The organism is Amaricoccus macauensis, assembly GCF_014201905.1.
Lineage (GTDB): Bacteria > Pseudomonadota > Alphaproteobacteria > Rhodobacterales > Rhodobacteraceae > Amaricoccus > Amaricoccus macauensis.
On sequence record NZ_JACHFM010000003.1, the window covers coordinates 695,231 to 711,955 of the forward strand.

Genomic DNA, 16,725 nt, shown 5'->3' on the forward strand with positions numbered 1-16,725 from the left:
TTCGTGGTAAAATCCGCTCGTTTCGGCCACTTCCGTCGCTATATTGAGAGCTGACGGGCCGGTGCCCGGGGACCGGAGGTGGCATGTCCCTTCACGATGTCTCGCTTGCTGATCGCTTCGATCTCACGAAGCGAACCGTGCTTCTCAGCGGCATTCAGGCGCTGGTGCGGGTTCTGCTCATGCAGAAGGCCCGCGACGAGGCGGCCGGCCTTGCCACCGCCGGGTTTGCATCCGGCTATCGCGGATCGCCGCTCGGTGGCGTGGATCTCACCATGTGGAAGGCCGGCGATCAGCTCCGCGCGGCCGACATCACCTTTCAGCCCGGCCTGAACGAAGACCTTGCAGCCACCGCGGTCTGGGGCAGCCAGCAGGTGAACCTGCATGGCGAGGGCCGGGTGCAGGGTGTCTTCGGGCTCTGGTACGGCAAGGGGCCGGGCGTCGATCGCTGCGGCGACGTCTTCCGCCACGCCAACATGGCGGGCACCAGCGAATACGGCGGCGTGCTCGCCTGCATGGGCGACGACCACACCGGCGAGAGCTCGACCACGCTGCACCACTCCGAGTTCGCCCTGGTCGACGCGATGATGCCGATCCTCTCGCCCGCCGGTGTGCAGGAGGTGCTGGACTACGGCCTGCTCGGCTGGGCCATGTCGCGCTACACCGGCACCTGGGTCGGGCTGAAGTGCGTCAAGGACACGATCGAGGTCACCGAGGTCGTCGATGGCGATCCGAACCGCCTGAAGATCGTCACCCCGACCGATTTTGCCATGCCGGAGGGCGGTCTCAACATCCGTCGCGGCGACACCCCCGCGGCACAGGAAGCCCGGATGCACGACCACAAGCGCTTCGCCGCCGAGGCATTCGCCCGGGCGAACCGCATCGACCGCCGGGTCCATGGCGACGCGAAGGCGAAGATCGGCATCGTCTCCTGCGGCAAGTCGTGGCTCGACACCGCCCATGCGCTCGATCTCCTCGGACTCGACGATGCCGAGTGCCGCCGCCTCGGGATCACCACCTACAAGGTCGGCATGGTCTGGCCCCTCGATGTCGCGAGTTTCCGCGAGTGGGCCGACGATCTCGAGCACATCATCGTCGTCGAGGAAAAGCGCAAGCTCGTCGAGGTGGAAATCAAGGAGGCGATCTTCGACGATCGCCGTGGCCGCCGCGTGACCGGCTGGAAGAACGAGCGCGGCGAGGTGGTCTTCTCGGTCAAGCAGGCGCTCGACCCGGTGCGGGTCGCCCGCACGCTTGGCACGCTGCTCGGGCTCGACGGGATCGAAACCGAGCGCCTCACCGCCGCCCGCGTCCGCCTCGAGGACGCGGTCCGCGCCGACAACGTCGAGGAAATCGCCGTCCGCAAGCCCTGGTTCTGCTCGGGCTGTCCGCACAACACCTCCACCCGCGTGCCGGAGGGCGCGCGCGCCTATGCCGGCATCGGCTGTCACTACATGGTGCAGTGGATGGATCGCGGCACCGAGGGCTTCACCCACATGGGCGCCGAGGGGGCGAACTGGATCGGCGAGGCGCCGTTCTCCACCCGCGCCCACGTCTTCCAGAACCTTGGTGACGGCACCTACAATCACTCCGGCAGCCTCGCGATCCGCGCGGCTCTCGCGGCCGGCGTGAACATCACCTACAAGATCCTCTACAACGACGCCGTGGCGATGACCGGCGGCCAGCCGAACGAAGGCGGCCTGACGCCGCAGCAGATCGCCCGCGAACTCCTCGCCATGGGCGTGAAGACCGTGGTCGGCGTCTACGATCCGAAGGAAGCGGTGGACCCCGGATCCTTTCCGATCCCCATGCGCCCCCGCGCCGAACTCGACGCCGTGCAGCGCGAGATGGAAACCGTGCCGGGTGTCTCGGCGATCGTCTACATCCAGACCTGCGCCGCCGAGAAACGCCGCCGCCGCAAGCGCGGGCAGTTCCCCGACCCGGACCTGCGGGTCTTCATCAACCCGGACGTCTGCGAAGGCTGTGGCGACTGTGGCATGAAGTCGAACTGCGTCTCGGTGGTGCCGCTCGAGACCGAGTTCGGGCGCAAGCGCGCCATCGACCAGTCGTCCTGCAACAAGGATTTCTCCTGCCTTGACGGCTTCTGCCCGAGCTTCGTCACCCTCGAAGGCGCCAGGGTCAGGAAGCCCGCCCCGGCGGAGCTGGCGCTCCCTGACCTGCCCGAGCCCGTCTTGCCGCGGATCAACGGAACCTGGAACGTCGTGGTGACCGGCGTCGGTGGCACCGGCGTCGTCACGGTGGGCGCGCTTCTCGCCATGGCGGCACACCTCGAAGGCAAGGGCGCCGGCGAGATGGAGATGGCCGGCCTCGCCCAGAAGGGCGGCGCGGTGCAGATCCACGTCCGCCTGGCCGAGCGGCCGCAGGACATCAGCGCGATCCGGGTCGCGGTCGGCGAGGCCGATGCGCTGATCGGCGGCGACCTCGTGGTGTCGGCCGGGTCGAGGACCCTCGGGCTTCTCGCCCGTGGCCGGACCCGTGGCATCCTCAACACCCACGAGATCGTCACCGGCCAGTTCACCCGCGACCGCAGCTTCCAGCTTCCGACCGACCGGCTGTCGCTTGCGCTGCGCGCCCGCCTCGGCGACGACGCGCTGACGGTGCTCGACGCGACGCGGCTCGCCGAGAAGCTGCTCGGGGACGCGATCTTCGCGAACGTGCTGATGCTCGGCGCCGCATGGCAATCCGGGCTGGTGCCACTGTCCCGGGAGGCGGTCACCCGCGCGATCGAGCTGAACGGCGAGCGCGTGGAGGGCAATCTCCGCGCATTCGAGATCGGCCGCTGGGCCGTCGCCCGCCCGGTCGAGGCCGCCGCTGCCGTGACGCCAGCCCCGGCACCGGCTGAGGATTTCGCAACGATCGTCGAAAGTCGCGCGGCCCACCTCACGCGCTATCAGAGCCGCCGCCTCGCCCGGCGCTACCGCGCCCGGGTGGAGGCCGCGAACGGCATTGATCCCGCGCTTGGGGCAGCTGTCGCAAAAGGTTACCACAAGCTCCTCACCTACAAGGACGAGTACGAAGTGGCCCGCCTGCACGCCGAGACGCTGGAGCGCGCGGTCGCCGAGCAGTTCACCGACGTCCGTGCCATGCGCTTCCATCTCGCGCCGCCGTTCCTCGCGAAGCCCGGGCCGAACGGCGAGCCGGTGAAGCGGACCTTCGGGCCGTGGATGCTGCGGGCGTTCCGCATCCTGCGCCACTTCCGGCGGGTGCGCGGGACGGTCCTTGATCCGTTCGGCTACACGGCGGAACGCCGGATGGAACGTGGGCTTGTCGCCGAATACGAGACGGATATGGATGCGATCCTCAAGAGCTGGACCCCCGCCACCCGCGATGCGGCGATCGCCCTTGCGGCGTTGCCGCTCGAGATCCGCGGCTTTGGCCACGTGAAGGCGCGCGCGGCGGAAGCGGCGGCCATCCGGCGGGCCGAGTTGCTCGCCGCGATCGCGGGCGGCGGCACCACGACGCTGAGGGCCGCGGAATGATCCGTCCCGGGCTTCGGGCGCCGTCGCTCCTGCTGCCACTGCTTCTGGCGGCCTGCGCCACCGGCGCGCCCGTCACGCGGCAGGTCGTGGTGCCGGGCGGACAGTTTCAGGCGGTGCAGGGCGAGGCACGCTTCTTCGTCCGCAGCTTCCTCTCCACCGGGAGCCAGCAGCAGGAGGTGATCGGCGCGCGGTGCGAACTCGTCACCAGCCTCTACCGCATCGAGCTTGTCACGCCCGCCCGGGCGGTCGTGCCGAACTTTGGTCCTCAGTCGCCGGAAGTGACGGTGGCGTGCCGCACTCCGGACAGCGCCGGCAGTGCCTCGACGCGGATCGTCACGCGCTGGCAGCAGCCGCCGGGAGTCTGGGGGGACCCGTTCTTCGGGCCTCGCGGCGGGCCGTGGGGGCCCGCCTGGGGACCGGGCTGGGGACCGGGGCCGTGGGGTTGGTCCGGGCCAGGTTTCCCGGTGAGCAACTATCCCAACATCAACGTGACGCTCTATCCGACGCGCTGACGCGGCGTACTCCGGTCTATTTCCCGCTCAGAAGTCCATCCCGATCGACACCACCACGTGGCCGGGATCGAAGTTCGAGTCGAAGTACCGCAGATCGACATTCGCGTTGTCGCCGAGCGTGCGGTTCACACCCACGTCGTAGGCGACCTTGCGCTCGCCGAGATCCTCACTGTTGAAGTCCGTCCCGACCGCGCCGCCGACGGTCCAGACGTCGGCGAAATAGATCTCCGCCCCGAGCTTGCCCCATTTCGTCTGGCCGGACGGATCATAGTCCAGCTCCGCCCCGAGCGAGCCGAGATCCGCCATGGGATAGCTTGCCGCGAGCTTGAATTCACCGCAACAATCTCCACTGCGATCATAGAGATAGCGATAATAGCTCGCGTCGATCGTGAGCAGGTCGAAGGTCTTGCGGATGCCGGCGTAGATGTCGAACTCCACCCGGTCGCGCCCCAGATCCTCGCCGCCCGGAAAGTCCACCGTCGAGGCCCACACCCCGCCATAGAACATGCCGGCCGACCCCTCGACATAGCCCTGAAGTGCCGGGTTGTCATTCGACTGGGTCGAGCCCTTGTGGATGTAGTTCGAGGTGACGCCGATGCCGTAGCTGAGTTCAGGACGTTGCTGCGCCACGGCGCTGCCGGCGAGAACTCCCGCAACCGCGATTCCGCCGAGTATCCGCCCGATCATCAATTTCGCCCTTCCGCCTCATGCGAGTCTTTTTTGTCACTTTAGCCCTTTCCGGTCGCATGCGGAAGACCCGGGGCGCGGCGAATGACTTCGCCGGAACCTTTACTGGTATGTCTCCACCCGGCCGCTCCAAGGTGTTGCGCCTTGCCCAAGCGGCTCAGCTCCACCAGCGCCCCGTCGACGCCCGCCAGAGCAGCCCGGCCCGGGCGACGATCGGTGCCGGTTCGAGCGCGGTGTCGCCGGAAGCGGCGAGTCGCAGTGTGCGGGCAGTGAGCCACCCCGGCAGCAGGGCGGGCAGGGCGGACGCCGGCACCCGATCGCGGTGGGTACGGGCCCGCGCGTGGGCCGCGAGGCCATCGCGGGCAAACGCGGCTGGCGCGATGTCGTCGGGAAGCGGCGTCCGACCGCGCGCGCGCAACTCGGGCAGGGCGCGCAGGAGCGCTGCGGTCCCGGTGGCACGGCCGAAATCACGCACCACCGGCAGGGCGCCGCCCTCGGCGCCGAGGTGGCGGGCGGCAAGCTCCATCAGATGCCCGGCGGTGTGATCGACGTAGGTCATGACATCGATCAGCGGCGGCTCGGCGTCGAGTCGGCGTGCTTCGATCATTTCGTCGAGCAGGCGCCGGGGCAGGTCGGCGCTGGCGATGGTCGCCGCGAGCGGCTCGACGACCTCGTGGCGCCGCGCGGGCCGGCCGGCGTAGATCTCTTCGACAGCGTCGGCCCACCATTGCAGGCGCATCGCCGCGAGCAGCGGCTCGGAGGCCACCCACGAGGCGCGGGCGATCTCGAGGTTGAATGCGTAGAGCGCGAACAGCCCCGGACGGGCCGCTTCGGGCGCAGTCATCACCGTGCGCCAGCGGTCGGGATCGCCGCGCTCGACCATCGCGGCCAGCCCGTCGCCCGCTGCCACCGCCTTGCTCACGGCAGGAACGTCACGCTGCGCGTGGGCTCCCCCAGCACGGGGGCGCCATCCGAGAGCAGCTTCCAGAGGACCGCGTCCTGCAACGCCTGAAAGCTGGCATCGACGATGTTCGCCGAGACGCCCACCGTGGACCAGCGCCGGCCACGGCCGTCGGCGCTCTCGATCAGGACGCGCGTCACCGCCTCGGTGCCGCCGCTGGTGATGCGGACGCGGAAGTCCACGAGCTTCATGTCGGCGATGTAGGGCTGATAGGGGCCGAGATCCTTCCCGAGCGCCCGCGACAGTGCGTTGACCGGTCCCTGGTCGGCCTGGGTGACGGGGTCGTGGCTCTCGCTCACGCTCATCACCCGCTCCGGCCCGAAGCGCGCGACCACCACCGCCTCGGAGACGGTGACCATCGCGCCCTTTGCGCCGGGCCGGCGCTCCACGGTGACGCGGTAGCGCTCGACCTCGAAGAACTTCGGCAGGCGCCCGAGAATTGAGCGCGCCAGCAGTTCGAAGCTCGCGGCCGCGCCGTCGTAGGCGAAGCCGCGATCCTCGCGTGCCTTGACCTCGGCAAGGATCTCGCCGAGGCGCGGGTCGCCGGCCTCGACCTCGATCCCGGCCTTGGCGAGGCGGTCGCGCAAGTTCGAGAGGCCCGCCTGGTTCGACATCGGTATGACGCGGGCATTGCCGACCGTCTCCGGAGGGATGTGTTCGTAGGTCGAGGGGTCCTTCAGGATCGCGCTCGCGTGCAGGCCGGCCTTGTGGGTGAAGGCCGACGCGCCGACGTAGGGCGCCGAGCGGTTCGGCACGCGGTTCAGGATGTCGTCGAGCATTCCGCTGAGGCGCGCGAGGCCGGGCAGGCGGTCGCGCCGGATGCCCGTGTCGAAGCGGCTGGCGTAGGGCTCCTTCAGGAGCAGCGTCGGGATCAGCGACACGAGGTTCGCGTTGCCGCAGCGCTCGCCGAGGCCGTTCAGCGTGCCCTGAAGCTGGCGCGCGCCGGCGTCGATCGCCGCGAGCGTATTCGCGACTGCGTTGCCGGTGTCGTCGTGGGTGTGGATGCCGAGCTTCGTGCCCGGGATCCCGGCGGCGATCACCTCACCGACGATGCGTCCGACCTCGGCGGGTAGCGTGCCGCCGTTGGTGTCGCAGAGCACCGCCCAGCGGGCGCCGGCGGCGAGAGCGGCCCTGACGCAGTCGAGCGCGTAGGCGGGGTTGGCCTTGTAGCCATCGAAGAAGTGCTCGGCGTCAAACAGCGCCTCGCGCCCCTTTGCCTTGAGGAAACGGATGGAAGTGGCAATGTTGTCGACGTTTTCTTCCAGCGAAATCCCGAGGGCTGTCGACACGTGGAAGTCGTGGGTCTTGCCGACGAGGCAGACCGCGGGGGTGTTCGCGTTGACGACGCCAGCCAGCACCTCGTCGTTGGAGGCCGATCGGCCGGACCGCTTGGTCATACCGAACGCGGTGAGCGTCGCATGGCGGAGCTTCGGTGCGGCCGTGAAGAACGCGCTGTCCGTGGGGTTTGCCCCGGGCCAGCCGCCCTCGACGTAGTCGATCCCGAGGGCGTCGAGGCCTTCGGCGATGCGGATCTTGTCATCGACGGAGAAGTCGACACCCTGGCTCTGCTGGCCGTCGCGCAGCGTGGTGTCATAGAGGGTGAGACGTTCGCGGGTCATGCTGGCACCTGGCTGGCGTCGGTCATGCGTCGATCCCTTCGAGCTTTGCCGGGTCGAAATCCGCGCCGATCGCCCATTCCGAAGGCCCGCCGGTCCGGTCCATGACCTTGATCCCGGCGGCGGTCAGCGCCTCGCGGATTTCGTCTGCGCGGGCGAAGTCACGGCGGGCACGGGCGTCCTCCCGCGCGCGCAGCAGGGCCGATACCCGGCTCTCGAGGGTGCCCGCGTCGGCGAACGCCCGCGAAAGCGAAACCTCGATCGCCGCGTCGCGGAAACCGTCCGGGCTGATGCCCATCAGATTGAGCGACGCGGTGAACTCCTGAAACGCGTGCTCCGCCTGCGCGCCGCCCTGACGGATCTCGGAGGCGAGATCGCGCAGCACCTTCAGGGCCAGCGGCGTGTTCAGATCGTCGGCAAGTGCGGACATCACCTCGGGCGCCGGCTGTGCATCCGCGGCCGGGACGCGGCCGGCCGAGCGGGCCTCGCGCAGGAGCTTCTCCCAGAGCGTCAGCAGCACCGTCGCATCATGGACCTTGGCCTCCGTCCAGTCGATCGGCTGGCGGTAGTGCGTCGAGAGCAGCACGAAGCGGATCACCTCGCCCGGGATCCCGCGATCGAGCAGGTCGCGCACCGTGAAGAAGTTGCCGAGCGACTTCGACATCTTCTCGCCTTCGACGTTGAGGAAGCCGTTGTGCATCCAGACGTTGGCGAAGTGGCCGTGCGGGTGGGCGCACATCGACTGGGCGATTTCGTTCTCATGGTGCGGAAAGACGAGATCGATGCCGCCGCCGTGGATGTCGAAGCTCTCGCCCAGCAGCTCGTAGCTCATGGCCGAGCATTCGATGTGCCAGCCGGGACGGCCAGGTCCCCAGGGGCTCGGCCATCCGGGCTGCTCGGGGGCCGACGGCTTCCAGAGCACGAAGTCCATCGGATCGCGCTTGTAGGGCGCCACCTCGACCCGGGCGCCCGCCTGCATCTCGTCGAGCGAGCGATGCGCGAACCTGCCATAGTCGGCATAGCTCGCGACGGCGAAGAGCACATGGCCCTCCGCCGCGTAGGCGTGGCCGCGCTCGATCAGCGTCTCGATCATCGCCACCATCGCCGGGACATAGGCGGTTGCGCGCGGCTCGATCGTGGGGGGCAGGACGCCGAGGGCGGCCGTGTCCGCATGATACCAGTCGGTCGTTTCCGTGGTGATCGCGTCGATCGGGCGGCCGCTCTGGTTCGAGCGGGCAATGATCTTGTCGTCGATGTCGGTGAGGTTGCGCACGTAGGTGACGGCGTCGTCGCCGTAGATCATGCGGAGCAGCCGGAAGAGCGTGTCAAAGACGACCACCGGGCGGGCGTTGCCGATATGCGCACGGTCATAGACCGTCGGGCCGCAGACGTACATCCGCACGTTCTCGGCGTCGATGGGCCGGAACGGCGCCTTCGAGCGGGTGCGGGTGTTGTAGAGGCTAATTTCGGTCATGCGGGGCCTCGGCGGTTCTGCCGCGGCGGCTATCACGTTGGACCTGGTTTGGGAACGGGACGCGCGCCGCGACGGGGGGTCAGCGGCTAATGCAGGTGGCAGGGATGCTGCGCGTCGTCATGCGGGTCTTATGCGTCAGCGCGGCCGCCGGATCAAGCGGCTTGCGACGCTGTTGACAGGCTTCTGCATCCGCCTGTCCAGCCGGCCGGAATCACGGGGGATCCGGGTTTCCCTCGCGGAGGCAAGCGGCTAGCGTCCATTGTGAGTCCCCCCTTGGAGTAGTGCCATGACGCTTTCCCGCGGCCGCGACGTCCTCGCGATTCCCGGCCCTTCGATTGTTCCCGACCGGGTGCTGAATGCCATGCACCGGGCGGCGCCGAACATCTACGAGGGGGAGCTCATCGATCTGACCGCGTCGGTCCTTGCCGATCTCAAGCGTCTCGCGGGCACCGACGGTGAGGCGGTCATCTACATCGGCAACGGCCATGCGGCCTGGGAGGCGTCCGTCGCCAACATCCTGCGCCCGGGGGACAAGGCCTTGGTGCTCGCGACCGGGCGCTTCGGCCTCGGCTGGGCCGCGATCGGCAGGCAGATGGGCATCGACATCGAGGTGATGGACTTCGGCTTCACCGGCCCCGTCGATCCGGCGCAGGTCGAGGCGCGGCTCCGCGCCGATCCGCATCACGAGATCCGGGCAATTCTGTCGGTGCAGACTGACACAGCCTCGTCCGTGCGGAGCGAGATCGCGCCGATCCGTGCGGCGATCGACGCAGCTGGCCACCCGGCGCTTCTTGCCGTCGACTGCATCGCGAGCCTCGGGTGCGATCGTTTCGAGATGGACGCCTGGGGCGCCGACGTCATGGTGGCGGCCTGCCAGAAGGGATTGATGACTCCGCCCGGCGTCGCTTTCGTATTCTTCAACGCCCGCGCGGCGGCCGCGGCGGTCGACTGTCCAAGCCCGTACTGGGATTGGAAGCCGCGGACAAAGCCTGACGTCTTCTATCAGCTCTTCGCCGGCACCCCGCCGACACACCACCTCTATGGCCTGCGCTGTGCCCTCGACATGATCCTTGTCGAGGAGGGGCTCGAAGCGGTCTGGAGGCGGCACGCCGTCCATGCGCGCGCGGTGTGGGCCGCGGTCGATGCCTGGGGCGCGGGCGGGGCATTCCGGCTCAACGTCGCCGATCCCGCCTGCCGCAGTCACGCGGTGACGACGATCCGTGTCGAGTCGGGCGACGGCAGCCGGCTGCGCCGCTGGTGTTCCGACATGGCCGGGCTCACGCTTGGCATCGGGCTCTCGGCACCGGGAATCGACCCGGAGGGGTTGTTCCGCATCGGCCACATGGGGCACCTGAACCCGCACATGCTGCTCGGAACGCTGGCAACGATCGAGGCCGGGCTAGGCGCGCTCGGCATCGCCCGGGGGCCGGGCGCTGTGGAAGCGGCGGCACAGGCGATCGTCGGAGGCGGCGGAAGCGCCGCCGATGCGACTTCGGCCGGGCTTCGGCAGGTGACAGCCGCGCGGCTCCATGGCTAGATTGTGATCCTGCACTCGCAGAATGGAGGGGAACTCTTTGAAATCGGCCATCGTCCTTTTCGCCGCCGGAGCCATGATCCTCGGCGCCTGCGCGAACCAGACTCCTGAACAGAAGCATGAAGTCGGCTGCATGACCGGGACCCTGACCGGCGCCGTCATCGGCGGCCTCGCCGGCAGCCTCATCGGCGGCGGCGTCGGGCGGACGCTCGCGACCTCCGCAGGGGCCGGCCTCGGCACCGCGGTCGGCGCCAATCTCGCCTGCGCCAAGTAAGGAGCGAAATCATGCGGATCCTCACCCTCGCGGCGGCCATCGGCCTTGCCGTCTCCGGCGCGGCGCTGGCACAGCCGATGACAACGGAAGATCTTGCGGCACTCGACACGGACGGGGATGGCAAGGTGAGCCAGGCGGAGTTCGACGTCTTTCTCGACGCGGCCTTCGTCAAGCTCGACGCCAATGGCGACGGCATCGTAACGGTTCAGGAATCGTCTGCCGTCATGACGCCGGAGCAGTTCGCGGCGGCCGATGCCAATGGCGACAACGGGCTGAGCCGCTCGGAGTTCAAGATCGCGGGACAGAAGGACTTCGTGGCCGCCGACAGCGACGGCGACGGCTCGCTCAACTGACCTTGCGGCGGCGCGCGGTGAAATGCCGGTCAAATCGGTGGCGCGCGCCGTCGGTTGCTCCTAGAACCTTTCCGATGGCCCGAGCCTCTCGCGGCCGGATGGAGTAGGAGACAACGATGAAACCCCTCCTGATGATCGCCGCGCTGGCGCTCGCAGTCACTGGCTGCACACAGAACCCGCAGACCAACCGTGATATTCAGTGCGCCGGTGGCGTCATCGGTGGTGCAGCGGTGGGCGGCCTTCTCGGCAACCAGATCGGTGGCGGCAGCGGCAAGCGGCTCGCCACGGCGGCCGGGGCGGGTGTCGGCGCGGCAGCGGGCACTCAGCTGAGCGCCTGCCAGTAAGCTTCTCCCGGCGTCGGTCCCGTGGGGAAACGAACGGGATCGGCGCTGATTGACATCTGGCGTTGCGCTGAGGACTATTCTCCCTGGGGTGCCAAGGGGGCGGCCCGCACGCAGAGAGGGGGGCGCCATGGCGGATCTCATCGCGGTTATCTTCCCGACCGAAGAGAAGGCGGAAGAAGTCCGAAACAAGATTCTTGCGCTGCAGAAGGACTATCTGATCGACATCGGCGACGCCGTGATCGCGGTGAAGAACGCGAACGGCAGGGTCAAGCTCAATCAGCTGATGAGCACCACGGCCGCTGGCGCGGCGGGTGGCAGCTTCTGGGGATTGCTGATCGGTATCCTGTTCATGAACCCGCTTCTTGGCGTTGCCGCCGGTGCTGCAAGCGGCGCGATCGCCGGTGCCCTGACCGACGTCGGAGTCAACGACGCCTTCATGAAGGGTCTGACCGCGGACAAGATCAAGGATGGCGAGGCAGTCCTCTTTGTCCTCGTGAAGCGCGTCACCGGCGACAAGGTGCTCGAGGCCCTGAAGGGCGTCGGGGGAACCATCCTTCAGACCTCGCTCGACCACACCCGCGAGGATGCCCTGCGCAAGGCGCTGGATGCCGTGCCCGACGCGCCGTCGGCTGCCGGCGTCTGAGGGTCAATCGCGAAGGGGCCGTGCGGCCCGCAGGAAACAGCAACAGGGGCGGTGCCGTCTGGCCCGCCCCGATCAACTTCATCAAGCCCCGTGGGCCTGATTACTTGATCTTGCCTTCCTTGAATTCCACGTGCTTGCGCGCAACGGGGTCGTACTTCTTGACCGACATCTTTTCGGTCATGGTGCGCGAATTCTTCTTGGTCACGTAGAAGTATCCGGTGTCGGCCGTGGAGTTCAGCCGGATCTTGATCGTGGTCGGCTTCGCCATCTGGGTCCCTTTCCGCGGTCGCCCGCGATGCCATGGGCCCGCCCGCGGACCCGAAATTTCAGAGCGTTCTTCTACCCGATCCGCTCCGCCTGTCAACCCGGGACCCGGTGGGATTCTTGCCGGCTCCCAAGGAGATCGCCGTGTGGTGGGTCAGGCAGCCGGGGCAGGGGAAACGAGAACGCCCGCCGGTGTCGGCGGGCGTCGAAACTGCTGCGCCGCGGTGGCGCCTCAGGAGGCCGAGGCCGATGCGGAAGAGCCTTCCTTGCGGTCGGCGTAGATGAGCAGCGGCTCGCCCTTGCGGGTGATGCACTCCTCGTTCACCACGACTTCCTCGACGCCCTGCATGGAGGGCAGTTCGAACATTGTGTCGAGCAGGACCTCTTCGAGGATTGAGCGCAGGCCGCGCGCGCCGGTCTTGCGGTCGATCGCCCGCTTCGCCACGGCACGGAGCGCGTCGTCAGTGAACGACAGCGCCACGTCCTCCATCTCGAACAGCCGCTGGTACTGCTTGATCAGCGCGTTCTTCGGCTCGGTCAGGATGGTGATCAGCGCCGCCTCGTCAAGATCGGTCAGCGTCGCCAGAACCGGCAGGCGGCCGACGAACTCGGGGATGAGACCGAACTTCAGCAGGTCCTCCGGCTCGAGCTCCTGGAAGATCTCGCCGACGCGCCGATCGTCGGTATCCTTCACGTCGGCGCCGAAGCCCATGGCCGAGCCACGGCCGCGCTGCGCAATGATCTTGTCGAGACCTGCGAAGGCGCCGCCGCAGATGAACAGGATATTGGTCGTGTCCACCTGCAGGAACTCCTGCTGGGGATGCTTGCGGCCACCCTGCGGCGGCACCGAAGCGACGGTGCCTTCCATGATCTTCAGGAGCGCCTGCTGCACGCCTTCGCCCGACACGTCGCGGGTGATCGACGGATTGTCCGACTTGCGGGAAATCTTGTCGACCTCGTCGATGTAGACGATGCCGCGCTGTGCCCGCTCGACGTTGTACTCCGCCGACTGCAGCAGCTTCAGGATGATGTTCTCCACATCCTCGCCGACATAGCCGGCTTCGGTGAGCGTGGTGGCATCGGCCATGGTGAACGGCACGTCGAGAATGCGGGCGAGCGTCTGCGCGAGCAGGGTCTTGCCGCAGCCCGTCGGGCCGATCAGCATGATGTTCGACTTCTGCAGCTCGACGTCGGTGTTCTTCGTCGCGTGGTTCAGCCGCTTGTAGTGATTGTGCACCGCGACCGAGAGCACGCGCTTCGCCACCTGCTGGCCGATGACGTAGTCGTCAAGGACCTTGCAGATCTCGTGCGGCGTCGGCACGCCATCCGACGACTTGACGAGGTTCGACTTCGTCTCCTCGCGGATGATGTCCATGCAAAGCTCGACGCATTCGTCGCAGATGAACACAGTCGGTCCTGCGATGAGCTTGCGCACTTCATGCTGGCTCTTGCCGCAAAACGAGCAATAGAGGGTGTTCTTTGCGTCGCCGCCGCCCGATTTGCTCATCTTTCGCCTCCGGCTTTCGCCATCCATGCCTGTCTCAAAAGTCCGCTCCGCCCACGTCTCCGTGGAGGCATCCCCAATAGGAACATGCCTCCGCGCGCAATTACAAGGGCAAAGGCTTCAGCGGAGCCGTAGGGGGCCGCAACGCTCACTCAGTTGCTACCGGGAGGTCACGCCTCTCCACGATCTCGTCGATGAGCCCCCAGTCCTTGGCGTCCTGGGCGGTCATGAAGCGGTCGCGCTCCAGCGCCGCCTCCACCACCTCGACCGGCTGGCCGGTGTGGTGATGGTAGATCTGGTTCAGCCGATCCTTCAGCGCCTGGGTCTCGCGCGCGTGGATCATGATGTCCGTCGCCTGGCCCTGGAAGCCACCGGAGGGCTGGTGCACCATGATCCGGCTGTTCGGCAGGGAGTAGCGCATCCCCTTGGCGCCGGCGGTCAGCAGCAGCGACCCCATGGACGCCGCCTGCCCGCAGCAAAGCGTCGAGACCGGCGGACGGATGTATTGCATCGTGTCGTAGATCGACAGGCCGGAGGTGACGACACCGCCCGGGCTGTTGATATACATGGAAATTTCCTTCTTCGGGTTTTCGGCCTCGAGGAAGAGAAGCTGTGCGACGATAAGCGTCGACATGCCGTCGTGGACCTGGCCCGCGACGAAGATGATGCGCTCCTTGAGGAGCCGCGAAAAAATGTCGTAGGCCCGCTCGCCCCGGGCAGTCTGTTCGACCACCATCGGCACGAGGTTCATGTAGGTCTCTACCGGGTCTTTCATGAAAGTTCCGCCTTCCTGTCCCCGACGCCCTCGCTCACGCGCGTCCTGGTTGACCTGAGGAATAGTGTTCCGGCCGGGGCACCGCAAGGCCCCCCGGCCGAAAGGACAGGTGCCCCCTCGGGGGCTGTCAGGCCTGGGCCGGAGACGCCTCGGTACCGGCCGACTCGTCGAGCGCCTCGATCTCCTTTTCGAGATCGTCCTTGGTGACCGCCTTGTCGGTCACATTCGCGAGACCGATGATGTGGTCGACGACCTTCTCCTCGAAGAGGGGCGCGCGGATCTGCTGGAGCGCCTGCGGGTTCTTCTGAACGAATTCGAAGAACTGCCGCTCCTGGCCACGGTACTGGCGGGCCTGCTCGAAGACGGCGCGCTGCAGTTCCTGCTCGCTCACCTCGACCTCGGCCTTGTTGCCGATCTCGGCCAGCAGCAGCCCGAGACGGACCCGGCGCTCCGCGAGCTTGCGGTGCTCGTCGGTCGGCTCGATGTTGCCGTGATCGTGACCCTCGTGGTCGTGATGCTCTTCGTGCCAGAGCTGGTGGGCGATCTGGCTGGCCTCGATGTCGACGAGCGAGGGCGGCAGATCGAAGCTCACGAGGCCGTCGAGCGCATCCATCAGCCGGCGCTTGGTCACCTGCCGCGCGGCCTGGGTGTACTCGTCGCCGAGGCGGGCGCGGATCTGGGTCTTCAGTTCGTCGAGCGACTCGAGGCCGAAGCGGGTCGCGAGCGCCTCATCGATCTCGGCGGGCTTCGGCGACTTCACGGCCTTCACCGTCACGGCGAAGGAGGCGTCCTTGCCCGCGAGGTTCGGCGCGGCGTAGTCGGCCGGGAAGGCCACCTTCACCTCACGCTCCTCGCCGACCTTCGCGCCGACGAGCTGGTCCTCGAAGCCGGGGATGAAGCTGGCCGAGCCCAGCACCAGCGGGAAGTCTTCCGCCGAGCCGCCCTCGAACAGTTCGCCGTCGACGGACCCCTTGAAGTCGATCACCACCTGGTCGCCGCTCTCGGCGGCGGCGCCGTCCTCACGATCGTCGAAGCTCTGAGCCGACTTCGCGAGGTTCGCCAGCGCCTCTTCGAGCGCGGAGTCGTCGACCTCGACCACCAGCCGCTCCAGCGCGATGTCGCCGAGCGCGAGCTCGGGCACCTGCGGCAGCTTCTCGTAGGTCATCGAGACCTCGATGTCCTGGCCTTCCTGCCAGTCCTCGTTGGTCATCTTGACCTCGGGCTGCAGCGCGGGGCGGTCGCCGGACGACTCGAAATGCTCGCGCATCGCCTGGTCGATCGTCTCCTGCATCGCCTCGCCCAGCACCGACTTGCCGAACATCTTCTTCATCAGGGCGGCGGGCGCCTTGCCCTTGCGAAAGCCCTTCATCTGGAAGTCCTTGCGGGCTTCCTCGAGCTTCTCGGTGACTTTCGTCTCGAGCTCGCCCGCGGGCACCGTGATGGCGTAGCCGCGCTTCAGGCCTTCGTTCAGGGTCTCGGTGACCTGCATCCTCGTCCTCGTTTCTTCCGTCTGGTGCGGGCGGAGGGACTTGAACCCCCACGCCTTGCGGCGCCAGAACCTAAATCTGGTGCGTCTGCCAATTCCGCCACGCCCGCGAGCCTCGGCATCCCACGCTTGTTCCCGCCCCTGAGAGCCCGGATCTGGTGGAAGGTCGCTCTCTAGCAGAGCCAATGCACCCGCGCGAGCGAAAAATCGCCAGTCCGCCGGTCGATCCGCGGCAGGGAAATATCCGAAGGCCCGGGCTTCTCCACTTGCCCAAAGCTTGGGCAATCTGGTCAATTCCAAGGCAGCGGCGCCGGATTCTTCCGGGCGGGCTGGCTGCGGCGGGTGCGTCGCATTGAATCCCCCGGAGTCAGCTGATTTCCCGGACGCCGATCTTGGCGATGCGTCGCCGCAAGAGACAACGTCAGAGGCCGCGGATGAAAAAGATCGAAGCCATCATCAAGCCGTTCAAGCTCGACGAGGTAAAGGAAGCGCTTCAGGAGGTCGGGATCCAGGGCCTCAGCGTCACCGAGGCCAAGGGTTTCGGGCGGCAGAAGGGCCACACGGAACTCTACCGCGGGGCGGAATACGTCGTCGACTTCCTGCCGAAGGTGAAGATCGAGGTGGTGCTTGCCGACGAGCAGGTCGACGCCGCGATCGAGGCCATCATCAACGCCGCCAAGACCGGCAAGATCGGCGACGGCAAGATCTTCGTCATGCCTGTCGAGCAGGCGATCCGCATCCGCACCGGCGAGGAAGGCACCGACGCGCTCTGAGCCCGCGTCTTCCGACCGCCGCCAGCAACAA

General features: G+C 67.5%; 16 protein-coding genes and 1 tRNA gene. 8 read left to right on the forward strand and 9 right to left on the reverse strand.

Annotation, left to right across the window (positions count from 1 at the left end; translation table 11 throughout):
* The first annotated feature begins 83 nt into the window (after positions 1-83).
* Together HNP73_RS17090 and HNP73_RS17095 are read left to right on the forward strand one after the other, a co-directional pair.
* Complete coding sequence (locus HNP73_RS17090) at positions 84-3,494, forward strand: indolepyruvate ferredoxin oxidoreductase family protein (protein ID WP_184152408.1); 3,411 nt, start codon at positions 84-86, stop codon at positions 3,492-3,494.
* Positions 3,491-4,006 carry a hypothetical protein gene (locus tag HNP73_RS17095; RefSeq protein ID WP_184152411.1) on the forward strand — a complete coding sequence of 172 codons (516 nt, stop codon included), beginning with the start codon at positions 3,491-3,493 and terminating at the stop codon, positions 4,004-4,006. Before HNP73_RS17090 ends, HNP73_RS17095 begins: the two co-directional genes overlap by 4 nt.
* A gap of 27 nt (positions 4,007-4,033) precedes the next feature.
* Here the strand turns inward: HNP73_RS17095 and HNP73_RS17100 are convergent, their stop codons facing one another.
* From HNP73_RS17100 to cysS, 4 genes are all read right to left on the reverse strand, one after another.
* Complete coding sequence (locus tag HNP73_RS17100; protein ID WP_184152414.1) at positions 4,034-4,693, reverse strand: TorF family putative porin; 660 nt, start codon at positions 4,691-4,693, stop codon at positions 4,034-4,036.
* A 157-nt stretch (positions 4,694-4,850) separates the two neighbouring features.
* Positions 4,851-5,615 (reverse strand): squalene/phytoene synthase family protein, encoded by a 765-nt coding sequence (locus HNP73_RS17105; protein ID WP_343063357.1) that lies wholly within the window; start codon positions 5,613-5,615, stop codon positions 4,851-4,853.
* On the reverse strand, positions 5,612-7,273 hold the full coding sequence (gene cimA / locus HNP73_RS17110) for a citramalate synthase (RefSeq protein WP_184152416.1): 1,662 nt from the start codon (positions 7,271-7,273) through the stop codon (positions 5,612-5,614). Before cimA ends, HNP73_RS17105 begins: the two co-directional genes overlap by 4 nt.
* A gap of 22 nt (positions 7,274-7,295) precedes the next feature.
* Positions 7,296-8,744 (reverse strand): cysteine--tRNA ligase, encoded by a 1,449-nt coding sequence (gene cysS / locus HNP73_RS17115; protein WP_184152419.1) that lies wholly within the window; start codon positions 8,742-8,744, stop codon positions 7,296-7,298.
* A 286-nt stretch (positions 8,745-9,030) separates the two neighbouring features.
* On the opposite strand from cysS, the gene HNP73_RS17120 reads away from it, so the two are divergent.
* The 5 genes from HNP73_RS17120 to HNP73_RS17140 all read left to right on the forward strand — a co-directional run bounded on the left by HNP73_RS17120 (position 9,031) and on the right by HNP73_RS17140 (position 11,892).
* On the forward strand, positions 9,031-10,281 hold the full coding sequence (locus HNP73_RS17120; RefSeq protein ID WP_184152422.1) for a pyridoxal-phosphate-dependent aminotransferase family protein: 1,251 nt from the start codon (positions 9,031-9,033) through the stop codon (positions 10,279-10,281).
* Positions 10,282-10,411: 130 nt separating this feature from the next.
* Positions 10,412-10,552: a glycine zipper 2TM domain-containing protein gene (locus HNP73_RS23445; RefSeq protein WP_246399872.1), complete on the forward strand. Its 141-nt coding sequence runs from the start codon at positions 10,412-10,414 to the stop codon at positions 10,550-10,552.
* 11 nt (positions 10,553-10,563) lie between these two features.
* On the forward strand, positions 10,564-10,905 hold the full coding sequence (locus HNP73_RS17130; RefSeq protein ID WP_184152428.1) for an EF-hand domain-containing protein: 342 nt from the start codon (positions 10,564-10,566) through the stop codon (positions 10,903-10,905).
* A gap of 116 nt (positions 10,906-11,021) precedes the next feature.
* The gene (locus HNP73_RS23735; RefSeq protein WP_184152431.1) at positions 11,022-11,249 is read left to right on the forward strand and encodes a glycine zipper 2TM domain-containing protein; all 228 of its coding nucleotides are present in this window, start codon (positions 11,022-11,024) and stop codon (positions 11,247-11,249) included.
* Positions 11,250-11,376: 127 nt separating this feature from the next.
* On the forward strand, positions 11,377-11,892 hold the full coding sequence (locus HNP73_RS17140; RefSeq protein ID WP_184152434.1) for a DUF1269 domain-containing protein: 516 nt from the start codon (positions 11,377-11,379) through the stop codon (positions 11,890-11,892).
* Positions 11,893-11,992: 100 nt separating this feature from the next.
* Here HNP73_RS17140 and rpmG read toward each other — a convergent pair whose 3' ends face one another.
* From rpmG to HNP73_RS17165, 5 genes are all read right to left on the reverse strand, one after another.
* Positions 11,993-12,160: a 50S ribosomal protein L33 gene (rpmG, locus tag HNP73_RS17145; RefSeq protein WP_184152437.1), complete on the reverse strand. Its 168-nt coding sequence runs from the start codon at positions 12,158-12,160 to the stop codon at positions 11,993-11,995.
* A 228-nt stretch (positions 12,161-12,388) separates the two neighbouring features.
* Positions 12,389-13,663, reverse strand: a complete 1,275-nt coding sequence (gene clpX / locus HNP73_RS17150) for an ATP-dependent Clp protease ATP-binding subunit ClpX (protein ID WP_184152440.1) — start codon at positions 13,661-13,663, stop codon at positions 12,389-12,391.
* 145 nt (positions 13,664-13,808) lie between these two features.
* The gene (locus tag HNP73_RS17155; RefSeq protein WP_184152442.1) at positions 13,809-14,435 is read right to left on the reverse strand and encodes an ATP-dependent Clp protease proteolytic subunit; all 627 of its coding nucleotides are present in this window, start codon (positions 14,433-14,435) and stop codon (positions 13,809-13,811) included.
* Between the two features lie 127 nt (positions 14,436-14,562).
* On the reverse strand, positions 14,563-15,924 hold the full coding sequence (tig, locus tag HNP73_RS17160) for a trigger factor (RefSeq protein ID WP_184152445.1): 1,362 nt from the start codon (positions 15,922-15,924) through the stop codon (positions 14,563-14,565).
* Positions 15,925-15,946: 22 nt separating this feature from the next.
* Positions 15,947-16,031: transfer RNA gene (locus HNP73_RS17165), tRNA-Leu, on the reverse strand.
* Between the two features lie 324 nt (positions 16,032-16,355).
* Between HNP73_RS17165 and HNP73_RS17170 the strand changes: the two genes are divergently transcribed.
* Entirely contained in the window at positions 16,356-16,694 is a 339-nt protein-coding gene (locus HNP73_RS17170) for a P-II family nitrogen regulator (RefSeq protein ID WP_184152448.1), read from the forward strand.
* Positions 16,695-16,725 lie beyond the last annotated feature (31 nt).